This is a genomic window from Enterobacter sp. Y17, assembly GCF_019730495.1.
In the GTDB taxonomy this organism is placed as follows: domain Bacteria; phylum Pseudomonadota; class Gammaproteobacteria; order Enterobacterales; family Enterobacteriaceae; genus Enterobacter; species Enterobacter asburiae_B.
Window position 1 is genome coordinate 234,941 of the sequence record NZ_JAASKP010000003.1, and the last position, 19,409, is coordinate 254,349.

23 protein-coding genes are annotated in these 19,409 nt (G+C 53.8%); 15 read left to right on the top strand and 8 right to left on the bottom strand.

The genetic code is table 11. The features are described from left to right. Positions 1-6: 6 nt before the first annotated feature. Both HCH49_RS17300 and HCH49_RS17305 read right to left on the bottom strand, forming a co-directional pair. Positions 7-1,293, bottom strand: coding sequence for an HlyC/CorC family transporter (locus HCH49_RS17300; protein WP_221703104.1), 1,287 nt, complete (start codon positions 1,291-1,293; stop codon positions 7-9). A gap of 19 nt (positions 1,294-1,312) precedes the next feature. Next, positions 1,313-2,104 (bottom strand): inner membrane protein YpjD, encoded by a 792-nt coding sequence (locus tag HCH49_RS17305; protein ID WP_014884879.1) that lies wholly within the window; start codon positions 2,102-2,104, stop codon positions 1,313-1,315. 166 nt (positions 2,105-2,270) lie between these two features. On the opposite strand from HCH49_RS17305, the gene ffh reads away from it, so the two are divergent. The 7 genes from ffh (at position 2,271) to HCH49_RS17340 (ending at position 7,688) form a co-directional block, all read left to right on the top strand. Then, positions 2,271-3,632 (top strand): signal recognition particle protein, encoded by a 1,362-nt coding sequence (gene ffh, locus HCH49_RS17310; RefSeq protein WP_014884878.1) that lies wholly within the window; start codon positions 2,271-2,273, stop codon positions 3,630-3,632. A gap of 116 nt (positions 3,633-3,748) precedes the next feature. Next, positions 3,749-3,997, top strand: coding sequence for a 30S ribosomal protein S16 (gene rpsP / locus HCH49_RS17315; RefSeq protein WP_003863133.1), 249 nt, complete (start codon positions 3,749-3,751; stop codon positions 3,995-3,997). Between the two features lie 15 nt (positions 3,998-4,012). Further along, entirely contained in the window at positions 4,013-4,552 is a 540-nt protein-coding gene (gene rimM, locus HCH49_RS17320) for a ribosome maturation factor RimM (RefSeq protein WP_029741020.1), read from the top strand. Between the two features lie 31 nt (positions 4,553-4,583). Beyond that, positions 4,584-5,351 carry a tRNA (guanosine(37)-N1)-methyltransferase TrmD gene (trmD, locus tag HCH49_RS17325; RefSeq protein ID WP_182918805.1) on the top strand — a complete coding sequence of 256 codons (768 nt, stop codon included), beginning with the start codon at positions 4,584-4,586 and terminating at the stop codon, positions 5,349-5,351. 43 nt (positions 5,352-5,394) lie between these two features. After that, complete coding sequence (gene rplS, locus HCH49_RS17330; RefSeq protein WP_002914145.1) at positions 5,395-5,742, top strand: 50S ribosomal protein L19; 348 nt, start codon at positions 5,395-5,397, stop codon at positions 5,740-5,742. Between the two features lie 132 nt (positions 5,743-5,874). Beyond that, positions 5,875-6,279, top strand: coding sequence for a DUF2946 domain-containing protein (locus HCH49_RS17335; protein ID WP_058841144.1), 405 nt, complete (start codon positions 5,875-5,877; stop codon positions 6,277-6,279). 38 nt (positions 6,280-6,317) lie between these two features. Then, on the top strand, positions 6,318-7,688 hold the full coding sequence (locus HCH49_RS17340) for a PepSY domain-containing protein (protein ID WP_221703062.1): 1,371 nt from the start codon (positions 6,318-6,320) through the stop codon (positions 7,686-7,688). Position 7,689: 1 nt separating this feature from the next. Here HCH49_RS17340 and HCH49_RS17345 read toward each other — a convergent pair whose 3' ends face one another. The 4 genes from HCH49_RS17345 to HCH49_RS17360 form a co-directional block, all read right to left on the bottom strand. Continuing rightward, positions 7,690-8,175, bottom strand: coding sequence for an OmpA family protein (locus HCH49_RS17345; RefSeq protein ID WP_029741023.1), 486 nt, complete (start codon positions 8,173-8,175; stop codon positions 7,690-7,692). Positions 8,176-8,187: 12 nt separating this feature from the next. Then, a complete protein-coding gene (dgcN, locus tag HCH49_RS17350; protein WP_029741024.1) occupies positions 8,188-9,408 on the bottom strand; it encodes a diguanylate cyclase DgcN in 1,221 nt (406 codons plus the stop codon). After that, complete coding sequence (locus HCH49_RS17355; protein WP_033146572.1) at positions 9,401-9,937, bottom strand: YfiR family protein; 537 nt, start codon at positions 9,935-9,937, stop codon at positions 9,401-9,403. Before HCH49_RS17355 ends, dgcN begins: the two co-directional genes overlap by 8 nt. Before the next feature lie 152 nt (positions 9,938-10,089). Beyond that, entirely contained in the window at positions 10,090-10,464 is a 375-nt protein-coding gene (locus HCH49_RS17360; RefSeq protein WP_221703063.1) for a DUF2799 domain-containing protein, read from the bottom strand. 214 nt (positions 10,465-10,678) lie between these two features. On the opposite strand from HCH49_RS17360, the gene aroF reads away from it, so the two are divergent. Both aroF and tyrA read left to right on the top strand, forming a co-directional pair. Continuing rightward, the gene (aroF, locus tag HCH49_RS17365) at positions 10,679-11,749 is read left to right on the top strand and encodes a 3-deoxy-7-phosphoheptulonate synthase AroF (RefSeq protein ID WP_221703064.1); all 1,071 of its coding nucleotides are present in this window, start codon (positions 10,679-10,681) and stop codon (positions 11,747-11,749) included. A 10-nt stretch (positions 11,750-11,759) separates the two neighbouring features. Further along, complete coding sequence (gene tyrA, locus HCH49_RS17370; protein ID WP_221703065.1) at positions 11,760-12,881, top strand: bifunctional chorismate mutase/prephenate dehydrogenase; 1,122 nt, start codon at positions 11,760-11,762, stop codon at positions 12,879-12,881. Positions 12,882-13,067: 186 nt separating this feature from the next. Here tyrA and HCH49_RS17375 read toward each other — a convergent pair whose 3' ends face one another. Beyond that, a complete protein-coding gene (locus HCH49_RS17375) occupies positions 13,068-14,048 on the bottom strand; it encodes a tyrosine-type recombinase/integrase (protein WP_221703066.1) in 981 nt (326 codons plus the stop codon). Positions 14,049-14,117: 69 nt separating this feature from the next. After that, on the bottom strand, positions 14,118-14,411 hold the full coding sequence (locus HCH49_RS17380; protein WP_221703067.1) for a helix-turn-helix domain-containing protein: 294 nt from the start codon (positions 14,409-14,411) through the stop codon (positions 14,118-14,120). 158 nt (positions 14,412-14,569) lie between these two features. On the opposite strand from HCH49_RS17380, the gene HCH49_RS17385 reads away from it, so the two are divergent. The 6 genes from HCH49_RS17385 to HCH49_RS17410 all read left to right on the top strand — a co-directional run bounded on the left by HCH49_RS17385 (position 14,570) and on the right by HCH49_RS17410 (position 19,343). Then, positions 14,570-14,842, top strand: coding sequence for a Cox family DNA-binding protein (locus tag HCH49_RS17385; RefSeq protein WP_059445706.1), 273 nt, complete (start codon positions 14,570-14,572; stop codon positions 14,840-14,842). Between the two features lie 2 nt (positions 14,843-14,844). Next, positions 14,845-15,069 carry a phage filamentation protein Fil family protein gene (locus tag HCH49_RS17390; RefSeq protein WP_163310278.1) on the top strand — a complete coding sequence of 75 codons (225 nt, stop codon included), beginning with the start codon at positions 14,845-14,847 and terminating at the stop codon, positions 15,067-15,069. 22 nt (positions 15,070-15,091) lie between these two features. After that, entirely contained in the window at positions 15,092-15,475 is a 384-nt protein-coding gene (locus tag HCH49_RS17395) for a hypothetical protein (RefSeq protein ID WP_204278342.1), read from the top strand. Positions 15,476-15,544: 69 nt separating this feature from the next. Beyond that, positions 15,545-16,531 carry a DNA adenine methylase gene (locus tag HCH49_RS17400; RefSeq protein WP_221703068.1) on the top strand — a complete coding sequence of 329 codons (987 nt, stop codon included), beginning with the start codon at positions 15,545-15,547 and terminating at the stop codon, positions 16,529-16,531. Then, positions 16,528-16,755, top strand: a complete 228-nt coding sequence (locus HCH49_RS17405; RefSeq protein WP_047368323.1) for a hypothetical protein — start codon at positions 16,528-16,530, stop codon at positions 16,753-16,755. Before HCH49_RS17400 ends, HCH49_RS17405 begins: the two co-directional genes overlap by 4 nt. After that, the gene (locus tag HCH49_RS17410; RefSeq protein WP_221703069.1) at positions 16,752-19,343 is read left to right on the top strand and encodes a replication endonuclease; all 2,592 of its coding nucleotides are present in this window, start codon (positions 16,752-16,754) and stop codon (positions 19,341-19,343) included. Before HCH49_RS17405 ends, HCH49_RS17410 begins: the two co-directional genes overlap by 4 nt. The last annotated feature ends 66 nt before the right edge of the window (positions 19,344-19,409 follow it).

The window sequence follows — 19,409 nt, forward strand, 5'->3', positions numbered from 1 at the left end:
ACAGCCTTACTCAGCGATACTTTCGCGCAGGGGTTTTACGGGCAGGACTTTCACCTGCTTAATCATATTGTCCTGCACGTCCAGGATATCAATATCGTACTGCTCAATGCGCACCCGCGTGCCCGCCGCCGGGATCTCTTCCAGCGCTTCCAGAATTATCCCGTTAATCGTGCGAGCCTCATCTTCCGGTAAATGCCAGTTAAAGGCTTTATTGAGTTCGCGAATGTTCGCGCTACCGTCAATCAGCACCGAGCCGTCGTTTTGCGGGGTGACCTCTTCCGCGAGGGAAGGTGACATTGACGTAGTAAAGTCCCCGACAATCTCTTCCAGAATATCTTCGACCGTCACCAGCCCCTGAATGTCGCCGTACTCATTGACCACCAGGCCGACTTTTTTCTTGTTGCGCTGGAATTTCACCAGCTGCGTGCTGAGCGGCGTTCCTTCCGGCACGTAGTAAATCTCGTCGGCGGCGCGCAGCATCACCTCTTTGGTGAACTCTTTTTTCTCGGTCATCAGACGGTAGGCTTCGCGCACGCGCAGCATGCTGATGGCGTCATCCAGCGAGTCGCGATAGAGCACAATGCGCCCGTGCGGGGAGTGCGTCAGCTGGCGAACGATGGCTTTCCAGTCGTCATTGATGTCGATACCGACGATTTCGTTACGCGGCACCATGATGTCGTTGACGCTCACCTTTTCCAGATCCAGCACTGACAGGAGCATGTCCTGATTGCGCCGGGAGATCTGCGAGCGGGATTCATTCACGATGGTGCGCAGCTCCTCTTTGCTGAGCGCGCTGCTGATGGTGACATCGGCTTTGATTCCCACCATCCGCATCAGTACGCGCGTTACCATGTTCAGCAGCCAGACCAGGGGCATCATCAGGATCTGCAGCGGTGCCAGTAGGAAGCTGCTCGGGTAGGCGACTTTCTCCGGGTAAAGCGCGGCGATGGTTTTCGGCAGCACTTCGGCAAACACCAGCACCACGAACGTCAGCACGCCGGTGGCAATCGCCACCCCGGCGTTGCCGTACAGGCGCATCCCAACGATGGTGCCGAGGGCGGAGGCCAGAATGTTGACGAGGTTGTTGCCGATGAGCACCAGGCTTATCAGGCGATCCGGCTTGCGAAGCAGTTTTTCAACGCGACGAGCGGCACGGTTACCCTGTTTAGCACGATGACGTAACCGGTAGCGGTTTAAGGTCATCATGCCGGTTTCCGAGCCGGAGAAATAGGCGGAGATGACCACCATGACGATCAGGATAACGATCAGCGTGGTGGTAGAAATGTGTTCCAGGGGGAACTCCTTTTGTTACTTAGCCAGCAAATTGCTGTATGAAGCGGCTGCCAAAATAGGCAAGGGTGAGAATGCCCGCACCCGCGACGTTGAACCAGACCACGCGACGACCGCGCCAGCCTTCATGATAATGGCCCCATAACAGGACAATATAGACAAACCACGCGATGATGGAGAGCACCGCTTTATCGATATTCTCCACGCTGAACAGGTTCTTCATATAAAACAGGCCCGTGCAGAGCGTCAGCGTCAGCAGCACCACGCCCACCTGGGTGATGTGGAACATCTTACGCTCAATGACCATCAGCGGCGGCATCTCATGGTTAAACGCCAGCTTTTTGTTTTTCAGCTGGTAGTCAATCCAGGCGAGCTGCATGGCGTAAAGCGCGGCGATGATCAGCGTCGCGTAGGCAAAGAGCGACAGGCCGATATGCACCAGCATCCCCGGGGTGGCTTCCAGATGCGTAATGAATTCATTAGGCATAAAGGTGGCGAGGGCCAGATTGATCAGCGCGAAGGTATAGACAATCGGCAGCAGCAGCCAGCCGCGATTTTTAGACGCGACGATGGTCATTACCGTGCAGATCATCAGGCTGACCAGCGAGCCGACGTTGAGGACGCTCAGGTTTTGCACGCTGCCGTCGCCGGGAATGATGCGTGATTCCAGCGCAAACGCGTGGCTGATCAGTGCGATCACCGCGGAAAGAATAGCCATGCGCCGCCAGCCGCTGTTTTTTTGCAGCAGTCCGGGAACGATCAGCGCGAGGCTGACAGAGTAGGCAACAAGGGCGATCAGTGCGAAAACAGGCATATAGGCATCGACAGTTGTCTTAATAAGAAAGAGAAGCAGTATAACGTTACGTGACGCCTGCTCCAACCGTTGCATAACAACAAAGGCGCCTTCATGTTATACTCCGGCAAAATTCTGTGTATGTGTCGCCCATGGCGGCCCAACGTTTCTACTCAGGCGAGAGACAATGTTTGATAATTTAACCGATCGTTTGTCGCGCACGCTGCGCAACATCAGCGGCCGCGGACGCCTTACTGAAGAGAACATCAAGGAAACGCTGCGCGAAGTGCGCATGGCGCTGCTGGAAGCAGACGTCGCGTTGCCGGTTGTTCGTGATTTTATCAACCGCGTAAAAGAGAAAGCGGTTGGTCATGAAGTTAACAAGAGCCTGACCCCGGGTCAGGAGTTCGTCAAAATCGTTCGTAATGAACTGGTTTCGGCGATGGGCGAAGAGAACCAGGTGCTTAACCTGGCGGCTCAGCCGCCGGCCGTGGTGCTGATGGCGGGCCTGCAGGGTGCGGGTAAAACGACCAGCGTCGGTAAGCTGGGTAAATTCCTGCGTGAAAAGCACAAGAAGAAAGTGCTGGTGGTTTCTGCGGACGTCTATCGCCCGGCGGCGATCAAACAGCTGGAAACTCTGGCCGAACAGGTCGGCGTAGATTTCTTCCCGTCCGACGTGGCGCAGAAGCCTGTCGACATCGTTAACGCGGCGCTGAAAGAAGCGAAGCTGAAATTCTACGACGTGCTGCTGGTGGATACCGCCGGTCGTCTACACGTTGACGAAGCGATGATGGACGAGATCAAGCAGGTACATGCCTCTATCAACCCGGTAGAGACCCTGTTCGTTGTCGATGCCATGACCGGTCAGGATGCGGCGAATACCGCGAAAGCGTTTAACGAAGCGCTGCCGCTAACCGGCGTGGTGCTGACCAAAGTGGACGGTGACGCCCGCGGCGGTGCGGCGCTCTCCATTCGTCACATCACCGGTAAGCCGATTAAATTCCTCGGCGTGGGCGAGAAAACTGAAGCGCTCGAGCCGTTCCACCCGGATCGTATTGCCTCCCGTATCCTCGGCATGGGCGACGTGCTGTCGCTGATCGAAGATATCGAGAGCAAGGTTGACCGCGCGCAGGCCGAGAAGCTTGCCAGCAAGCTGAAAAAAGGCGACGGTTTCGATCTTACCGACTTCCTTGAGCAGCTGCGTCAGATGAAAAACATGGGCGGCATGGCCAGCCTGATGGGCAAACTGCCGGGCATGGGCCAGATCCCTGACAACGTGAAAGCGCAGATGGATGACAAGGTGCTGGTGCGTATGGAGGCGATCATCAACTCGATGACCCTCAAAGAGCGCGCTAACCCGGATATCATCAAAGGTTCCCGTAAACGCCGTATCGCAGCCGGTTGCGGCATGCAGGTGCAGGACGTTAATCGCCTTCTGAAACAGTTCGACGACATGCAGCGCATGATGAAGAAAATGAAGAAAGGCGGCATGGCGAAGATGATGCGCGGCATGAAAGGCATGATGCCCCCCGGTTTTCCAGGGCGTTAATCGCTTTTGAGATTGCTTTTTGCCCGAAAATGAGTAAAATTTTCGGGCTTTTAATATGACACCCGGGCTCCGTTCCTCGATGGGGCCCGGTTGTTTTATTCACACAAGAGGATGTTATGGTAACTATTCGTTTAGCTCGTCACGGCGCTAAAAAGCGTCCGTTCTACCAGGTTGTTGTGACTGACAGCCGTAATGCACGCAACGGTCGCTTCATCGAGCGCGTTGGTTTCTTCAACCCACTGGCCGCTGGCGCAGAAGAAGAAACTCGTCTGGATCTGGATCGTATCGCTCACTGGGTTGGCCAGGGCGCTACTGTTTCCGATCGCGTTGCTACGCTGATCAAAGCAGCAAACAAAGCAGCTTAATCTGTCACGGTGGTCATGATGAGCAATAAAGCACCTGTTGAACCGATCGTATTGGGAAAAATGGGTTCTTGCTACGGTATCCGTGGTTGGCTCAGAGTGTTTTCCTCCACTGAAGACGCTGATAGCATTTTTGATTACCAGCCCTGGTTTATCCAGAAAGGCGGTAAGTGGGAAGAGGTCGAGCTGGAAAGCTGGCGTCACCACAATCAGGACATCATCATCAAGCTGAAAGGCGTTGACGATCGTGATGCTGCGAATGCGCTGACTAATTGTGAAATTGTCGTGGATTCGTCGCAGTTGCCACAGCTGGAAGAGGGCGACTACTACTGGAAAGACCTTATGGGTTGCCAGGTAGTCACTACCGAAGGCTACAGCCTGGGGAAAGTCATCGATATGATGGAAACCGGGTCAAATGACGTTCTCGTCATTAAGGCAAACCTGAAAGATGCATTTGGCATCAAGGAGCGGTTGGTTCCGTTCCTCGATGGACAGGTTATCAAGAAAGTCGATCTCACTACTCAAACCATTGAAGTAGATTGGGATCCTGGTTTTTAAATTCTCCGGATAAACGGTAAAAGACGGCGCTATGTGGATTGGCATAATTAGCCTGTTTCCTGAAATGTTCCGCGCGATTACCGATTACGGGGTAACTGGCCGGGCAGTAAAGAATGGCCTGCTGAACATCCAGAGCTGGAGTCCTCGTGACTTTACTCATGACCGGCACCGTACCGTGGACGATCGTCCTTACGGCGGCGGACCGGGGATGCTAATGATGGTGCAACCCTTACGGGACGCCATTCACACAGCAAAAGCCGCGGCAGGTGAAGGCGCAAAGGTGATTTATCTGTCACCTCAGGGACGCAAGCTTGATCAAGCGGGCGTGAGCGAACTGGCGACGAATCAAAAGCTGATTCTGGTCTGTGGGCGCTACGAAGGGATAGATGAGCGCGTAATTCAAACCGAGATTGACGAAGAATGGTCTATCGGCGATTACGTTCTCAGCGGTGGTGAGTTACCCGCAATGACGCTGATTGACTCCGTCGCCCGGTTCATTCCGGGGGTTCTGGGCCATGAAGCTTCGGCAACGGAAGATTCCTTTGCCGATGGGTTGCTGGACTGTCCACACTATACTCGTCCTGAAGTGTTAGAAGGGATGGAAGTACCGGCAGTGTTACTGTCTGGAAACCATGCCGAGATACGTCGCTGGCGTTTGAAGCAGTCGCTGGGCCGAACCTGGCTTAGAAGACCTGAACTTCTGGAAAACCTGGCTCTGACTGAAGAGCAAGCAAAGTTGCTGGCCGAGTTCAAAACTGAACACGCGCACCAGCAGCATGAACATGATGGGAATGCGTAATACGCTCCCGAATATCAGTTTACCCAGGATAAGAGATTAAATTATGAGCAACATTATTAAGCAACTTGAACAAGAGCAGATGAAGCAGGACGTACCTTCCTTCCGTCCAGGTGACACCGTGGAAGTGAAAGTATGGGTTGTTGAAGGTTCCAAAAAACGTCTGCAGGCATTCGAGGGCGTGGTTATCGCTATTCGTAACCGCGGTCTGCACTCTGCATTCACTGTTCGTAAAATTTCCAACGGCGAAGGCGTTGAGCGTGTCTTCCAGACTCACTCTCCGGTAGTTGACAGCATTGCTGTTAAACGTCGTGGTGCTGTACGTAAAGCTAAACTGTACTACCTGCGTGAGCGTACTGGTAAGTCTGCTCGTATTAAAGAGCGTCTGAACTAAGATTCGCTTAAGCGACATCCTGTTAGAAAGGGCTGGCCGAAAGGCTGGCCCTTTTTTTATCCCTGCGCACCTCTCGCGTTAACCCTTTTGTCATAAATCATTTACAATGCTTGCCTCTTGAATGGAGGGGACGTGGATAACGTACTGCATCAGCCTGGCCGGAAGCGCGCAGCGGCATTGACCGCGCTGTTTGCGATCCTGCTGATCGTGGTAGCGCCGCTTATCTCCGTCTCCTTGCAGAAAGATCCCATGAGCGCGATGCCGGGCATGCATCATGACATGAGCATGATGTCGATGGACGAGCATCAGGGCGATATGCCGCATACGATGCCTGTCGACCATGCGGAAGCGTGCGGCTACTGCGTGCTGTTAGCGCATGTCCCTGGCGTGATGCTGGCGCTGATCGTCCTGCTCAGCGCGGTATTACAGAGGCTTCGCATTAAGCCGCCGCGCCAGGCGGTTAGCCACTGGCATTTTTTCCCCTGGCTTTACCCTGATACCCGCGCGCCGCCGCGGCAGTCTGCTTTTTCCCTTTAAAACTAAATCGATAACTTTTTGCCTTAAAAAGGAAAAGTATGACTACCTGCACTCCGCGCGCGGCATGGGGAAACCTGCTGCGTCGCCTCCATTTCTACGTCGGGCTTTTTGTTGGTCCGTTTATCTTCTTTGCCGCGCTGACCGGTACGCTGTATGTGGCGACCCCGCAGCTGGAGAATGCGATCTACCGGCACGCGCTCCACACGAATTCCGTAGGCGAGCCGCAGCCGCTGGCGGAGCAAATTGCCGTGGCGGAAAAAACCGTTGGCTCAGATTTGCATTTGCACGCCGTGCGTCCGGGGCTGGCTGAAGGCGAAACCACCCGCGTGATGTTTGCCGATCCGACGCTTGGCCCATCGGAGAACCGGGCTATCTTTATTGATCCAGTAAGCCTGGCGGTGCTGGGAGATATGACGGTATACGGCACCAGCGGGATTTTACCGCTGCGTCAGACCATTGATTATCTGCATACCTCTTTGATGCTGGGCGACGTGGGGCGGCTCTACAGCGAGCTTGCAGCCTCCTGGATGTGGGTTGCCGCGCTGGGCGGTGCTGCCCTGTGGTTTTATACCCGGCCCAAACGGCGAATCAATAATCGCTTCCAGAATCGTCGTCGGATGCACGTGACGCTGGGCTGGAGTCTGCTGGGCGGAATGCTGTTGTTCTCAGCAACCGGCCTGACCTGGTCCCAGTGGGCTGGCGGGAACGTTGATAAGCTGCGGGCAGAGATGAACTGGCTTACCCCGCAGGTGAACACGATGCTTTCCGGTCAACAGAAGATCGTGGATGAGCACGCCGAACACCGAGGCCATCACGGCGGAATGATGATGCCGGAAATGGCGATGGATCTGACGCAGTTTGACGGAGTATTAAGCGCGGCCCGTAACGCGGGAATTGATGCCAACAGGCTGGAGATCCGACCGGCAAAAACGGCGGATCGCGCCTGGACCGTGACGGAAATCGATCGCAGTTGGCCGACCCAGGTGGACGCCGTTGCGGTTGATCCTTCGACGATGCAGGTTCTGGACAGAACCCGATTCGAGGATTTCCCGTTAATGGCAAAACTGACCCGCTGGGGCGTGGATTTCCATATGGGGATCTTATTCGGGCTGGTGAATCAGCTGCTGTTGGTGGCGTTCGGCCTCGCCCTGTGCGTGCTCATCGTCTGGGGTTACCGGATGTGGTGGATGCGTCGTCCGGCACAGTCGGCGGTGGATCCGGTGCAGACGCTTTGGCAGAGCTGGCTGGCGCTGTCAGGGTGGGGAAGAGGGATTACGGTGATAATCAGCATACTGCTGGGGCTGGCCTTGCCGGTTATGGGCGTGAGTCTGGCGCTGTTTGTTGTGGTGGACTGGCTGCGCTGGCGAGCGGCAACCAGGGTGACGCTCGCCGAATCTTCCGCTAAATAACCTATGGCGTGCTGATAACCACTGCGACGCGGCGGTTTTCAGCGCGCCCTTGCGGAGTGCTGTTGCTCGCAACCGGATATTTTTGACCTAACCCCCGCGTGGTGAGATTGCTGCGCGGGATATTTGCACCCTTCGCCCAGGCATCGGCCACGGCATTGGCGCGTTTTAACGACAGCGCTTCGTTGTAGCTTTCTTCACCGTAGTTATCCGTGTGACCGTCCATTCGCGCGTGGTTCAGGCCGGTTTCCGCCAGGCGAGAGGCCATGGACTGGATCTGCGTTTCACTTTCCGGGCGCAGTCTGGCGTCATTTTTATCAAACAGGATGGTGTCCGACATGCCAAGTGACCAGTCACCGTTCAGTTCGTTAAAACCGTAAGACTTCATCGCCGAAATTTGCTCAGGAGTGAATTTGCCTTCCGGGGGCGACTGACAGCCTGCCAGAACCAGTGAGGCCAGAACTATCGGCGCGAAGTAACGTTTTAACATAGTGTATCCTTTCTAACTTGTTGTTTTCGTACGCTGGTTTTTCACCTGATACATGTTGCGGTCAGCCCTCTCCAGTAATGCTTCCACGGAAGCATTTTCCCACGCCAGAGCAAAGCCAATGCTGAGTGACATCGATGCTTTTTGTCCGTTATGAAGATCAAACGGACGGATAAACTGCTGCGATAGCGCAGCACAAATGTGTTGAACCTCGAGCTCAGAGTGTACGCCGTACAGCACCATGGCGAATTCGTCACCGCCAAGGCGGTATGCCTGGTGACGTTTGTCGCCAAACTCCATCATCCTGCTGGCGACTTCTATCAGCACGCAGTCACCTGCCGCGTGTCCCCAGGTGTCGTTAATAAACTTGAAATTATCACCGTCGAGGAAGAGCAGGGCCGAGTTTGTTTTGGCTGAAGGGTCGTTCATTAACGCTGCAATGCTGTTACGAAACGCAGCGCGGTTGGCAAGACCGGTGAGCGGGTCGTGCATGGCGGTACGCAGCAGCTGGGCATTTTTCGCCTGAAGCTTCAGTTGCCACTCCTCCATCTCATCCAGAAGGCTGTTGAAGTCCTCACCAAACTGGTGAAACTCTTCAATACGGCCGTCTTTCACCCGGCGGGAGAAGTTGCGGTTAGTACGAACGTCATGCACCACGTCAGTGATGTTTTGCAGGGCCGTGACCATACCATGGTGCAAAGACTGGGTAATGGTGAGCGCGACGACGGTTGCAAAGAGAATGCAGCCGGTCAGAACGGCAAACGACATCCAGATGAAATGGCCGATCAGGCTGTCACGCGCGGTCAGGCGAATTTCGCCGATCGTTGCGCCGTTATGCATGATGGGCTGCGCAACCGGTACGGGGAAAAGCCAGCGGCTGACCAGTGCGCCCAGCGTGTCGTTGTTGTCCTCCGGGTTCCAGGACCAGTAGGCAAACCGCTTTTTATGCGCGTTAATAACCTCGGCCACGGCAAACTGCCCCTGTTTGCCCAGCGCAGCCAGCGTTTCGTTGGCCGCCAGCGAGTCGTTGAACACCAGCGAGGCTTCCAGGCTGTGGCTCATTGTTGCGCCGGTTAATTCGAGATTCTTTTGCGCGTATTGCTTTAACGTCACGACGGAAGCAAAACAGAGCAGCAGCCATATTAACGTCATCGTGATGATGACGCTTATCATGCTGTTTCGCCTCAACGTTCTTTTAAACGTCGGACGTGGCGTTGAAGTGAAATCTTTATCCATGCTGCTTATTCCGTGCAAGCATTAATACATCCGGATTGACTCTTACGCCACTGCGCGTCAATGCATCCAGATTGACGGCGAACCGTACCTGGCCGCGATCGATTATCAGGCAAAAGGCACTGCCAATTACACATTCCGGATTTTGCTCTGAGATTAATAGCAACGCTCTGCCCTGATATTGACTTATTAATTCAAGTTGTTTTGCCGGTGATTCAGACCCGAAATAGATCGCATCGCACGTCGCGGCCAGGGCTTCCTGATCGTTTCGTACAATAACGGGAGTATAAGGTAACTCGCTATGCCCCTCATCGCCGCTGAGGGCGTGCGTATAGTGCGAAGTGGCGTAGACGCAGAGTTTAGGCTGACCGGAAAGTGACGGCCATCGCGTATAGCTCACGATGCCTGAGACAATCGAGCGTACCGATTTATCCGTTTCCGTAAGCGTGCCTGCCGCCGCAGGGCCCACCATAAGGAACAGCATTATCACCAGAGTGAGTCGGAAAAAAGAGATCAAGAATAAATTTCTCACCAGAATCCGCCACATCGCTCTGGAAATAGATGTCCTTAAGAGTTGCGGGCAGAATACCATTGTTTATCAGGGCCGTCATTATGTCAGAAATAGCATGAGGCCGACCTAAGCTAAATCCTACAGTTGTTTATTTTCCGGTGGATAAAAATAGATTAATTCAGTCTGCTGGAGCGCATACTTTCATCCATCCCTTGCTGCCATGACGCACGCAGTTTTGCCGCGTTTTCGGCTGTATCGCAACTGGCAGGGAAAGATTTGCCTGCTAATCCCCAGGCGTGAATAAACCCTTCTTCGCAGACTTTCTTCTGACCATCAGCATAGCCGCGAAGATATTCACTACGATCAACGTGTGTGTCGTTAAAACTATCGGCCAGGGCCTGGTTATCTTTAACCGGCAGGCCATTCATGGCGTCTTCTTTACCTACATCAAACCAGGATGGGCTGGTCCAGTCGGGCTGGAAGGTGTAAGGATTGATCTGACAGCCCGTTAAAAACAGCGACAACAGCGCGAGAGCAATTGAACGCATAGCCATTCTCCTTTTTTCTTCAGCATAGCCTGGCTAAAGAAAACCTGTCTGTAATTTAAAGTTTACGTTTTTATGGGCTGATTTTTGCAATAAATTGGCGTGTGTAAAGTAATCTGTACGTATTTTGGATTGAAATGTTTACTTTTTATGGTATCGTGGTTTCACCTCATTGAGGAAAACAACTATCGCAAACGAGCTTTACAGGATCGCCATCATGCAAAAAGACGCGCTGAACAACGTACATATCTCTGACGAACAGGTGTTAATCACTCCGGATCAACTGAAAGCGGAATTTCCGCTGAGCGTCGCGCAGGAGGCTCAGATCGAGCACTCTCGCCAGACCATTTCTGACATTATCGCCGGCCGCGATCCGCGCCTGCTGGTGGTATGCGGTCCTTGCTCCATTCACGATCCTGAAACCGCCATTGAATATGCTCGTCGATTTAAAGCGTTAGCGGAGGAGGTCAGCGATACCCTCTATCTGGTGATGCGCGTCTATTTTGAGAAGCCACGTACGACCGTCGGCTGGAAAGGGTTGATTAACGATCCGCACATGGATGGCTCTTTTGATGTGGAAGCAGGCCTGAAGATTGCGCGTCGCCTGCTGGTGGAGCTGGTCAGCATGGGGCTGCCGCTGGCAACCGAAGCGCTGGACCCGAACAGCCCGCAGTACCTGGGCGATCTGTTCAGCTGGTCGGCGATTGGCGCGCGTACCACGGAATCGCAAACCCACCGCGAGATGGCGTCTGGCCTGTCAATGCCGGTTGGCTTTAAAAACGGTACCGATGGCAGCCTGGCGACGGCGATCAACGCCATGCGCGCTGCTGCGATGCCGCACCGTTTCGTCGGTATCAACCAGGCGGGTCAGGTCTGCCTCCTGCAAACGCAGGGTAACCCGGACGGCCATGTGATCCTGCGCGGCGGGAAAGCACCTAACTACAGCCCGGCGGACGTGGCGCAGTGTGAAAAAGAGATGGAGCAGGCGGGACTGCGCCCGGCACTGATGGTAGATTGCAGTCATGGTAATTCAAATAAAGATTACCGTCGCCAGCCTGCGGTTGCGGAATCCGTGGTCGCACAGATCAAAGATGGCAACCGTTCGATTATCGGTCTGATGATTGAGAGCAATATTCATGAAGGCAATCAATCATCTGAACAACCGCGCAGTGCAATGAAGCACGGCGTCTCCGTGACGGATGCCTGCATCAGCTGGGAAACCACCGATGCGCTGCTGCGTGAGATCCACAAAGATTTGAAAGGCCAGCTGGCGACGCGTCTGGCTTAAGAGGTTAGTTATGGTTGCTGAATTGACCGCACTGCGCGATCAAATTGATGAAGTGGATAAGGCGCTGCTTGACCTGCTGGCGCGCCGCATGGCACTGGTTGCCGAAGTCGGTGAGGTGAAAAGCAAATACGGCCTGCCAATTTACGTCCCGGAGCGCGAAGCCTCAATGCTGGCTTCTCGTCGCAAAGAGGCACAGGCGCTGGGCGTTTCGCCGGATTTAATTGAAGATGTTCTGCGTCGCGTGATGCGGGAATCCTATTCCAGCGAAAACGACAAGGGCTTCAAAACCCTCTGTCCGTCCCTGAGGCCGGTGGTGATTGTCGGCGGGGCAGGACAGATGGGGCGTCTGTTTGAAAAAATGCTGACGCTTTCTGGCTATCAGGTGCGCATTCTGGAAAAAGAGGACTGGGCGCATGCTCCGGAACTCATGAAAGATGCCGGGATGGTTATCGTCAGCGTGCCGATCCACGTGACGGAGCAGATCATCGGGAAGCTTCCTGCTTTACCGAAAGATTGTATCCTGGTGGATTTGGCCTCCGTCAAAAATGGTCCGCTGCAGGCGATGCTGGCTGCGCATACGGGCCCGGTGCTGGGTCTGCACCCGATGTTTGGCCCGGACAGCGGCAGCCTGGCTAAGCAGGTGGTGGTTTACTGCGACGGTCGTCAGCCGGAAGCCTATCAGTGGTTCCTGGAACAGATTCAGGTATGGGGCGCGCTATTGCATCGTATCAGCGCGGTCGAGCACGATCAGAACATGGCGTTCATTCAGGCGCTGCGCCACTTTGCGACGTTTGCCTACGGCCTGCATCTGGCGGAAGAGAACGTGCAGCTTGAACAGCTGCTGGCGCTCTCTTCGCCTATCTATCGTCTGGAGCTGGCGATGGTCGGGCGTCTGTTTGCTCAGGATCCGCAGCTTTACGCGGACATTATTATGTCCTCCGAGAACAATCTGGCGCTCATCAAGCGCTACTATCAGCGCTTTGGCGAAGCCATTACGCTGCTGGAGCACGGAGACAAGCAGGCGTTTATCGACAGTTTCCGCAAGGTTGAGCACTGGTTTGGCGATTACGCGCAGCGTTTCCAGAGTGAGAGCCGGACGCTGTTGCGCCAGGCAAATGACAGTCGCCAGTAATGCGATGATGTATATACTGAAAGCCAGCAATGCTGGCTTTAACCATATAATGCATGGTTACTGCTTATCAATAACTTACATGTAAAACCTTTAAAAAACAGTAAGTTAAAAAATCTGTAACCATCTGGAACCGTTTCAAACACCCCGAAGTGTGGACGCAATGTGGACACTCCGGGGTGTAAGATTTTACAGCGATATGCCTCCGGCCAGCGGATTCAATGCAACCGCATTTTGGAGGTACTCCGGCGAAAGGTGCGCATACGTCATAGTTTGCTGGATGTTCGCATGGCCCAGTATTCTCTGTAGTGCAATGATGTTGCCCCCATTCATCACGAAATGACTTGCGAAGGTATGCCGCAGAATATGCGTTGCCTGATTTGTTGGGATGTCGGGCTTGACCATCTTCAGTATCTTGCAAAAACTCACATAATCGACGTTGAAAAACTTCCCGCTGGCCTTTTCCTTGATCATCTTTTCAAGTTCGGCAGAGATTGGAACCGTGCGTTTTTTTCCGTTCTTCGTTTTCAGGAACGTGACCCGCGCGTTAACTAACTGCGTTGGTTTCAGTGTAACGAGTTCCGTCCATCTTCCGCCCGTACTGAGTCCGAGAAGCGCGACGAGCAGATCATCCCCTGTGCAGGAATTCAGCAGCAGTGAAATCTCGGCTTTGTCCAGGAACGCCATTTCCTGATTAGCTTCTGCCAAAGGCGGCAGGCCACGAACGGGGTGCGGACCGGCAAACTCGTCCAGTTGCATCAACTTGGAGAACATGCCAGATAAACGGTACAGGTCACGGTTAATCGTTGATGCGCTAACACCGTCGCGCAACCTCGCGGAACGGTAATCCATCAAGATCCGTTTGTTTAATCTGGTGACGGGTAGATCTCCAATGTCGTCCATGGTTTTAACCAGGTGATTAAACTCCTTCGTTCCGCGCTCCAGGTTTTGCCCGTAATACTTCCACCATACATCCAGCAATTCTTTTAACGTTCGCCTGTCTGCCCGCTGACCAGCCCACTCTTTGGTATTAGCGTTCGCCAACGTGTAGCGTTCAAATGCTAACGCTTCGGCTTTCCTTTCAAATTTCCGGCGAATGCGACGTCCTTCGCGCCCGCGCGGCCTGATGTCCACTTCATATCGACCATCATCGAGCTTCTTAATTGACATAAGAAAGCCCTCCGGTGGGGTTGTAACTATCTTGGTAACAAATAGTGAAAATGTAATGCTTATAGAGAGTTAGCCAATCTTCGTCTCGGAGTGGTCTGATTCTGTTGGTTCTTGCCCACTGTGTGCGAAAGCCGGTGCGATCTGACCAGCTTGCGGGGCGGTTTTATCTGTCATAAGCCATAGGGTGTATTTCTGAAATTGGGGAGCGTTAGTGACTCGAAGAACAACACTTAACCCCGGATCCTTTTGCCCACTTTCATAATTCTTGATTGTTCCTAAAGCTATCCCGCTCAATTCACTGAATTTTGTCTGAGTTAGTCCTTCGGCTTTTCTGATGGCTTTTAATTTTTCAAATGTCTGCATTTGACAGTAACCTATTGGTGACTTATATTCCCCATCAAGGTAATAAATGGATTACCTTTTTGGGCGTAAGTCCAGCGCTTCAGGAAGCTTCCTGAACCGTTTTTAAGACGCTGGATCCTACAAGGTTAGCATGTAACCAGATGAGAATGGAGAGTGTCATGGAAGCAAACGACTACGTTATCCAGTATCCGCTTGATGCGGTGCACCCTGATAAGTTCGCGGAACTGCTGGGGAAACCCCGCACCGCAGTAGCCGCGATGATTGAAAAAAACAAACTGCCGATCGTTGAGTTTCGCGATCCTACAAAACCGAAAGCCCGCGCAGGTGACAAGCTGGTCTATGTTCCAGAGTTCAATCGCGGTGTTCGTGAAGCGTTTTACAACCGTCCGGTTGAACAGCGCGATGCGTGGCTTTTATGGATGGGGCTGTGATCATGACAACGCTGACGACTAGCCCTTCTTTCGCAAGCCTGTTAACCAGAAGCCAGCAGGTAACACACCGCGCCCACACCCGTGGCTGGATTGAAACTCCAGACGGTCGCTTCTTCCAGCCAAAGGCAACCGACGTGCAGTTCATCAAACAGTCACGTTTGCCGTTTATGTCTCGCCCGCGCAATAAGCGCCGCTGGTTTGCCCGCCTGATGGGCATCTTCGCTTAGTTCTGGTGAGGTGGATATGTTCATGGATAAAACAGGACAGCAACCGGGCCGCCGCAGTTTTCTGGAACAACGCGCCCGACTGCAAGCCAGTTTGAACGCCAACCGCGTGAACGATACGGCAACCCGCTTCAATCGCCTGGATGAAACTCGCAAGAAAGTGGTTTTCATCCTGGCGAATGATGCGGCCAGCCGCGTGGCCGGTTTACCACTACTGACCCGCCGCCACCTGAATTTAGCTTTTGCTGATCTGACCGAAGCGGAACAAACCTGCCTGATGATGGGGATTAAGCGCCTTTCAGAGTTCGCCGCGTCAATGCCGTGGGAATTTGAGGACTACGCCGCGCCCCGCGCTGAAATGCAGGCTTTACGTGACAAGCCGCCAGAGCCAGACAAACCAACCAATTAACAAATAACTGACCACAAAAAAGAAACAGGCGCTAACGCGTCGGGCTTCTTGCACTCTGGAGAAAGTAAAATGATTCGTTCGCTTGTGAAATGGCCTGGTGGTAAAAGCCGCGTAATTCCCGATCTGCTGCCCGTTCTGCCTAAAGCGGATTGCCTGGTTGAACCGTTCGTCGGCGGTGCTTCTGTCTTCCTCAATACTGAATATCGCCGCTATATCCTGGGTGATATTAATCCCGACCTGATTAACCTTTACCGCCAGATAACGCGCTGGCCGGATGCAGTGATTAACGCCGCTTGCCCGTTGTTTAAGGTGTATGGCGATAAAGACGGCTATCAGTGGGTCCGGGATGATTTCAACGCCCGTGCCAGAGATAATCTTTCTTCGCGTGAAGTTTTCGAAAACGGCCCGGACGCGGGCAAGATCCTTCGCGCTGCGCAATTCCTTTATCTGAATCGCCACGGCTATAACGGCGTTGTGCGCTACAACCGCCAGGGCGGATATAACGTTCCCTTTGGTAAGCATAAAACCCCGCCTTACTTCCCCGAAGAACAGATCCGCTTGTTCTCTGAAAAGGCCAACGACACGAAGGCCGTTTTCGTTTGTTGCGACTACCAGAGCACATTAAAAATCATGATTGGCAGCGATGCCGTTATCTACTGCGATCCGCCGTACCTGCCAGCGAGCGAAACAGCCAATTTTACCCAGTACCACACCGCCCCGTTTGGTGAGAAACAACACCGCCAGTTAGCTGCGGCCCTGCTGGCTGCCAACCGCCTGACTGGTTCGCCGGTGATCCTGTCAAACAGTGATACCCCCGCCACCCGTGATATTTACAGCGCTTTCAAATTCCAGGAAATCAGCGTTAACCGTTCAGTGAGTGCGAACGCCATTACCAGGGGAGCCGCCAGCGAGGTGATCGGCGTCCTCAAAGTGTGCGACGGCTGCGGGCGTGCCGGTGGCGGTTGCTGCCCTGATTGCGGCCCAGTAATGGGTAATGCGACATACAAAGAAATGATCGCGACGGCTGCGGCGAATGGTGTGGAGGTTTTCCAGTGACTACCCGTTTGCAGATTTCATGCGCCGCACCGCTGTGCGTAAGCAAGCGTGCAACCGCTGAATTAAGCCAGTACGTGAAAGGCCGGAGAAATTTTTCCCGCATTGCGCCACATCATTACCTGGTGATCCGTCTGGGTTGCCGCTGGCGGTTGTTGAGTAAGGACGGTGGCAAGGTCTGGTCATTGCTGACCCACGAAAAGTACAACGTGGAAAGTAAGAAATGACGGATTTCGCCTGGCCATGGAATAAGCCCCGCCCCGCTATCGGGGCGTTTACCTTTGAATCTGCAAAACTTGCCCCGCTCGCCGGGGCGGTGGCGCATCATCCTGCCGTTGAAAAGCATATCGACCGGCTTATCAAACGCGCCGGTTATAACCCGGCTGAGGTTCGGAATCGTGGATCGCTGATCCATGCGCTGGACAAATACGAGCCGCACGGCCTGCCGTTCGCCGTACATCAAGAAATGGTAAGAAAAGATATGGCCGCCGCAAAGGCCGCCGCAGCCGCATGGGCCAGTACGCCGGAAGGTGTGGAGGCCCGTTTGTTGTCTGAGCCGTTTTTTATCCGCGAAGTCTGGCGCAAAAAAATCGACTGGTTACGCGCCAACCGTGAAGCCCGACACATTAATGATTTTCTTATGGGGACCGTGAAAAAATCATTACTGCGTCTTGATGTCGTGCGCAGCAAACAAGGCGTTGCAACAGACATTAACAGCGAACTGGCCGCCTACTGGCATGGACGCTGGCAACGCCTGGCAGATTTCACCAAACGGGAAGCGTTAAGCGCCGCGCATGAGATTGCCAACCGCCTGGCTGAAATGCTTGAAACCGAATGCGCCGCTTTGGGCCTGACCGCCGAGGGCATGAGCGTTGAGGAACTGGACTGGATTTATTGCCACCTGGGCCGCGAAATGCTGGCCCTTCGCGTTGTGCCGCCCGCATGGACCGCGCCGTGGGAACGTGATCGGATCTTTACCGCCATTCTGCGTATGTGCTCGCCGGACTGGTGGGGCCGTAAAATCTGGCGTCTTCGCTGTGACTGGCGCGAAAACCAGTTGCGTGCAGTCGGTGCAGTTCATCGCAAGGCCCACGCCTATGTAAGCGCATCAAGCCTGGTTGAGTGGCAGGAACAGCGCCGGAAGAACCGCGAATTTTTCAAGAGTCATGAGCTTGTAGACGAAGACGGCAACGTTTCATCGCTTGAAGATATGATAAACAAGTCCACATCCAATCCGGCGATCCGCCGCCATGAGTTAATGGCGCGTATGGCTGGCGTGGAGCTTGTCGCACAACAGCGCGGCGATGTGGGCATCTTCCTGACCATCACTTGCCCGTCCAAATATCACAGCAATGTCGAATCCGGTCACCATAACGGCAAGTGGAATCACACCACCGTTGCCCAGGCGCAGCGGTATTTATGCCGCGTCTGGAACCGCGCAACCGCCAAACTGAAGCGTGAAGATTTGCGCCCTTATGGCTTCCGTGTCGCAGAGCCACACCACGACGGCACGCCACACTGGCACGCCCTGTTATTCATGCCGCAGGCGGAAGTTAAAGCCACCGTCGCGATCCTTCGTGCTTACTTCATTGCGGAGGACCGCGACGAACTGGGCCGCAATACCGGCGCTCGCTTCAAGTCCAAAAAAATGGACCCGCGCAAGGGGTCAGCAACGGCCTACATCGCGAAATATATTTCCAAGAATATCGACGGCCACGCGCTGGCCGGTGAGCTGGACGACGAGACGGGCAAGCCGCTGAATGAAACGGCCAGATATGCAATGGCGTGGGCATCGCTTCACCGCATCCGCCAGTTTCAGCCGCTGGGCCAGCCGCCTGTGTCCGTTTATCGCGAACTACGCAAACTGAGCAACCAGCTAACCAACCAACGCAAAATCGCGAATACCTTCAAACGTGGCGCGGCAATGCTGGCCGATCCAGAAATGGATGCGGTCTGCGCCGCTGCCGATGTGGGTTGCTTCGCCACATACATTTTGCGCCAGGGCGGTGTGTTGATCCCGCGTGAAAACTATGTCGTCCGCCTCGCCTATCAGCCAGCCGATGAAATGAACGCCTACTGTGAGATCCCGGAAAAGGTCTTCGGGGTCTGGTCGCCACGTCTGGGCGAAGGGTCGCGCATTTGCACGCGTCTGGTTAAGTGGACAATCCGTGCCAAATCCAAAGCCGCCACCGGGGCCAAAAGCGGTCCTGGTTTGGGGGTTGACGTTTTGCCGTCGCCACCCGGCGACGCTTGGAGTTCTGTCAATAACTCTACGGAAGTCGAAAAAATCAGCGATTTTGCGTCAGGCGTGGAGGATGTGACAGACGATTCAGAGGAAGAAATGGTCGATTTTGAAAACATGGATGCGGCCACGCGGCGCAAGCTTATGCAGCGGCTAAGGGATACTCCGTTCAAAAAACATTCTACTGACACACCATATGAGTTAGGAAGTGATCTAGAACTCACCTGGCGGAGTGCTTTTAACGCTAGGCAGGAAAAACAACAAACGGAAGAGGCTTGTGTGACTTTGTTACAGCCCGCAGTGGAAAGATTAATATCAGAAGGAATAATACAGAAGCTAAGTATTAGCAGAGGGCAAGCTCTTTCTTTGCTCCGGGGAAGTAAGCTGAAAGTAGGTCGCAAAATTTACCGCTCATCACCATTTGGCCGGTTGTGGATTGAACGCAGTAAATCTTATGATCTTGTCGTGACTCAGCTATGGCTTCGGCTCAGTACTTTGCATGGGGTAGATAGCAAAAAATTTAGATTTGATCCTTTCGGGGAGTATTTGAAAATGTTGAAAAGCATAGTCTAGAAGGACTTTGGGGAAGTTGGGTACTCAATTGTCCAACTAATATGTTGAAAGATTCCTCCGATACTC

Coding starts and splice junctions, on each gene's coding strand:
- HCH49_RS17360 (WP_221703063.1), bottom strand. CDS start 10,464: ATGCGTTCAATTGCTCTCGCGCTGTTGTCGCTGTTTTTAACGGGCTGT.
- HCH49_RS17385 (WP_059445706.1), top strand. CDS start 14,570: ATGGAAGCAAACGACTACGTTATCCAGTATCCGCTTGATGCGGTGCAC.
- aroF (WP_221703064.1), top strand. CDS start 10,679: ATGCAAAAAGACGCGCTGAACAACGTACATATCTCTGACGAACAGGTG.
- HCH49_RS17375 (WP_221703066.1), bottom strand. CDS start 14,048: ATGTCAATTAAGAAGCTCGATGATGGTCGATATGAAGTGGACATCAGG.
- HCH49_RS17305 (WP_014884879.1), bottom strand. CDS start 2,104: ATGCCTGTTTTCGCACTGATCGCCCTTGTTGCCTACTCTGTCAGCCTC.
- HCH49_RS17340 (WP_221703062.1), top strand. CDS start 6,318: ATGACTACCTGCACTCCGCGCGCGGCATGGGGAAACCTGCTGCGTCGC.
- HCH49_RS17395 (WP_204278342.1), top strand. CDS start 15,092: ATGGATAAAACAGGACAGCAACCGGGCCGCCGCAGTTTTCTGGAACAA.
- HCH49_RS17400 (WP_221703068.1), top strand. CDS start 15,545: ATGATTCGTTCGCTTGTGAAATGGCCTGGTGGTAAAAGCCGCGTAATT.
- HCH49_RS17380 (WP_221703067.1), bottom strand. CDS start 14,411: ATGCAGACATTTGAAAAATTAAAAGCCATCAGAAAAGCCGAAGGACTA.
- HCH49_RS17345 (WP_029741023.1), bottom strand. CDS start 8,175: ATGTTAAAACGTTACTTCGCGCCGATAGTTCTGGCCTCACTGGTTCTG.
- rplS (WP_002914145.1), top strand. CDS start 5,395: ATGAGCAACATTATTAAGCAACTTGAACAAGAGCAGATGAAGCAGGAC.
- HCH49_RS17410 (WP_221703069.1), top strand. CDS start 16,752: ATGACGGATTTCGCCTGGCCATGGAATAAGCCCCGCCCCGCTATCGGG.
- dgcN (WP_029741024.1), bottom strand. CDS start 9,408: ATGGATAAAGATTTCACTTCAACGCCACGTCCGACGTTTAAAAGAACG.
- trmD (WP_182918805.1), top strand. CDS start 4,584: ATGTGGATTGGCATAATTAGCCTGTTTCCTGAAATGTTCCGCGCGATT.
- ffh (WP_014884878.1), top strand. CDS start 2,271: ATGTTTGATAATTTAACCGATCGTTTGTCGCGCACGCTGCGCAACATC.
- tyrA (WP_221703065.1), top strand. CDS start 11,760: ATGGTTGCTGAATTGACCGCACTGCGCGATCAAATTGATGAAGTGGAT.
- rpsP (WP_003863133.1), top strand. CDS start 3,749: ATGGTAACTATTCGTTTAGCTCGTCACGGCGCTAAAAAGCGTCCGTTC.
- rimM (WP_029741020.1), top strand. CDS start 4,013: ATGATGAGCAATAAAGCACCTGTTGAACCGATCGTATTGGGAAAAATG.
- HCH49_RS17390 (WP_163310278.1), top strand. CDS start 14,845: ATGACAACGCTGACGACTAGCCCTTCTTTCGCAAGCCTGTTAACCAGA.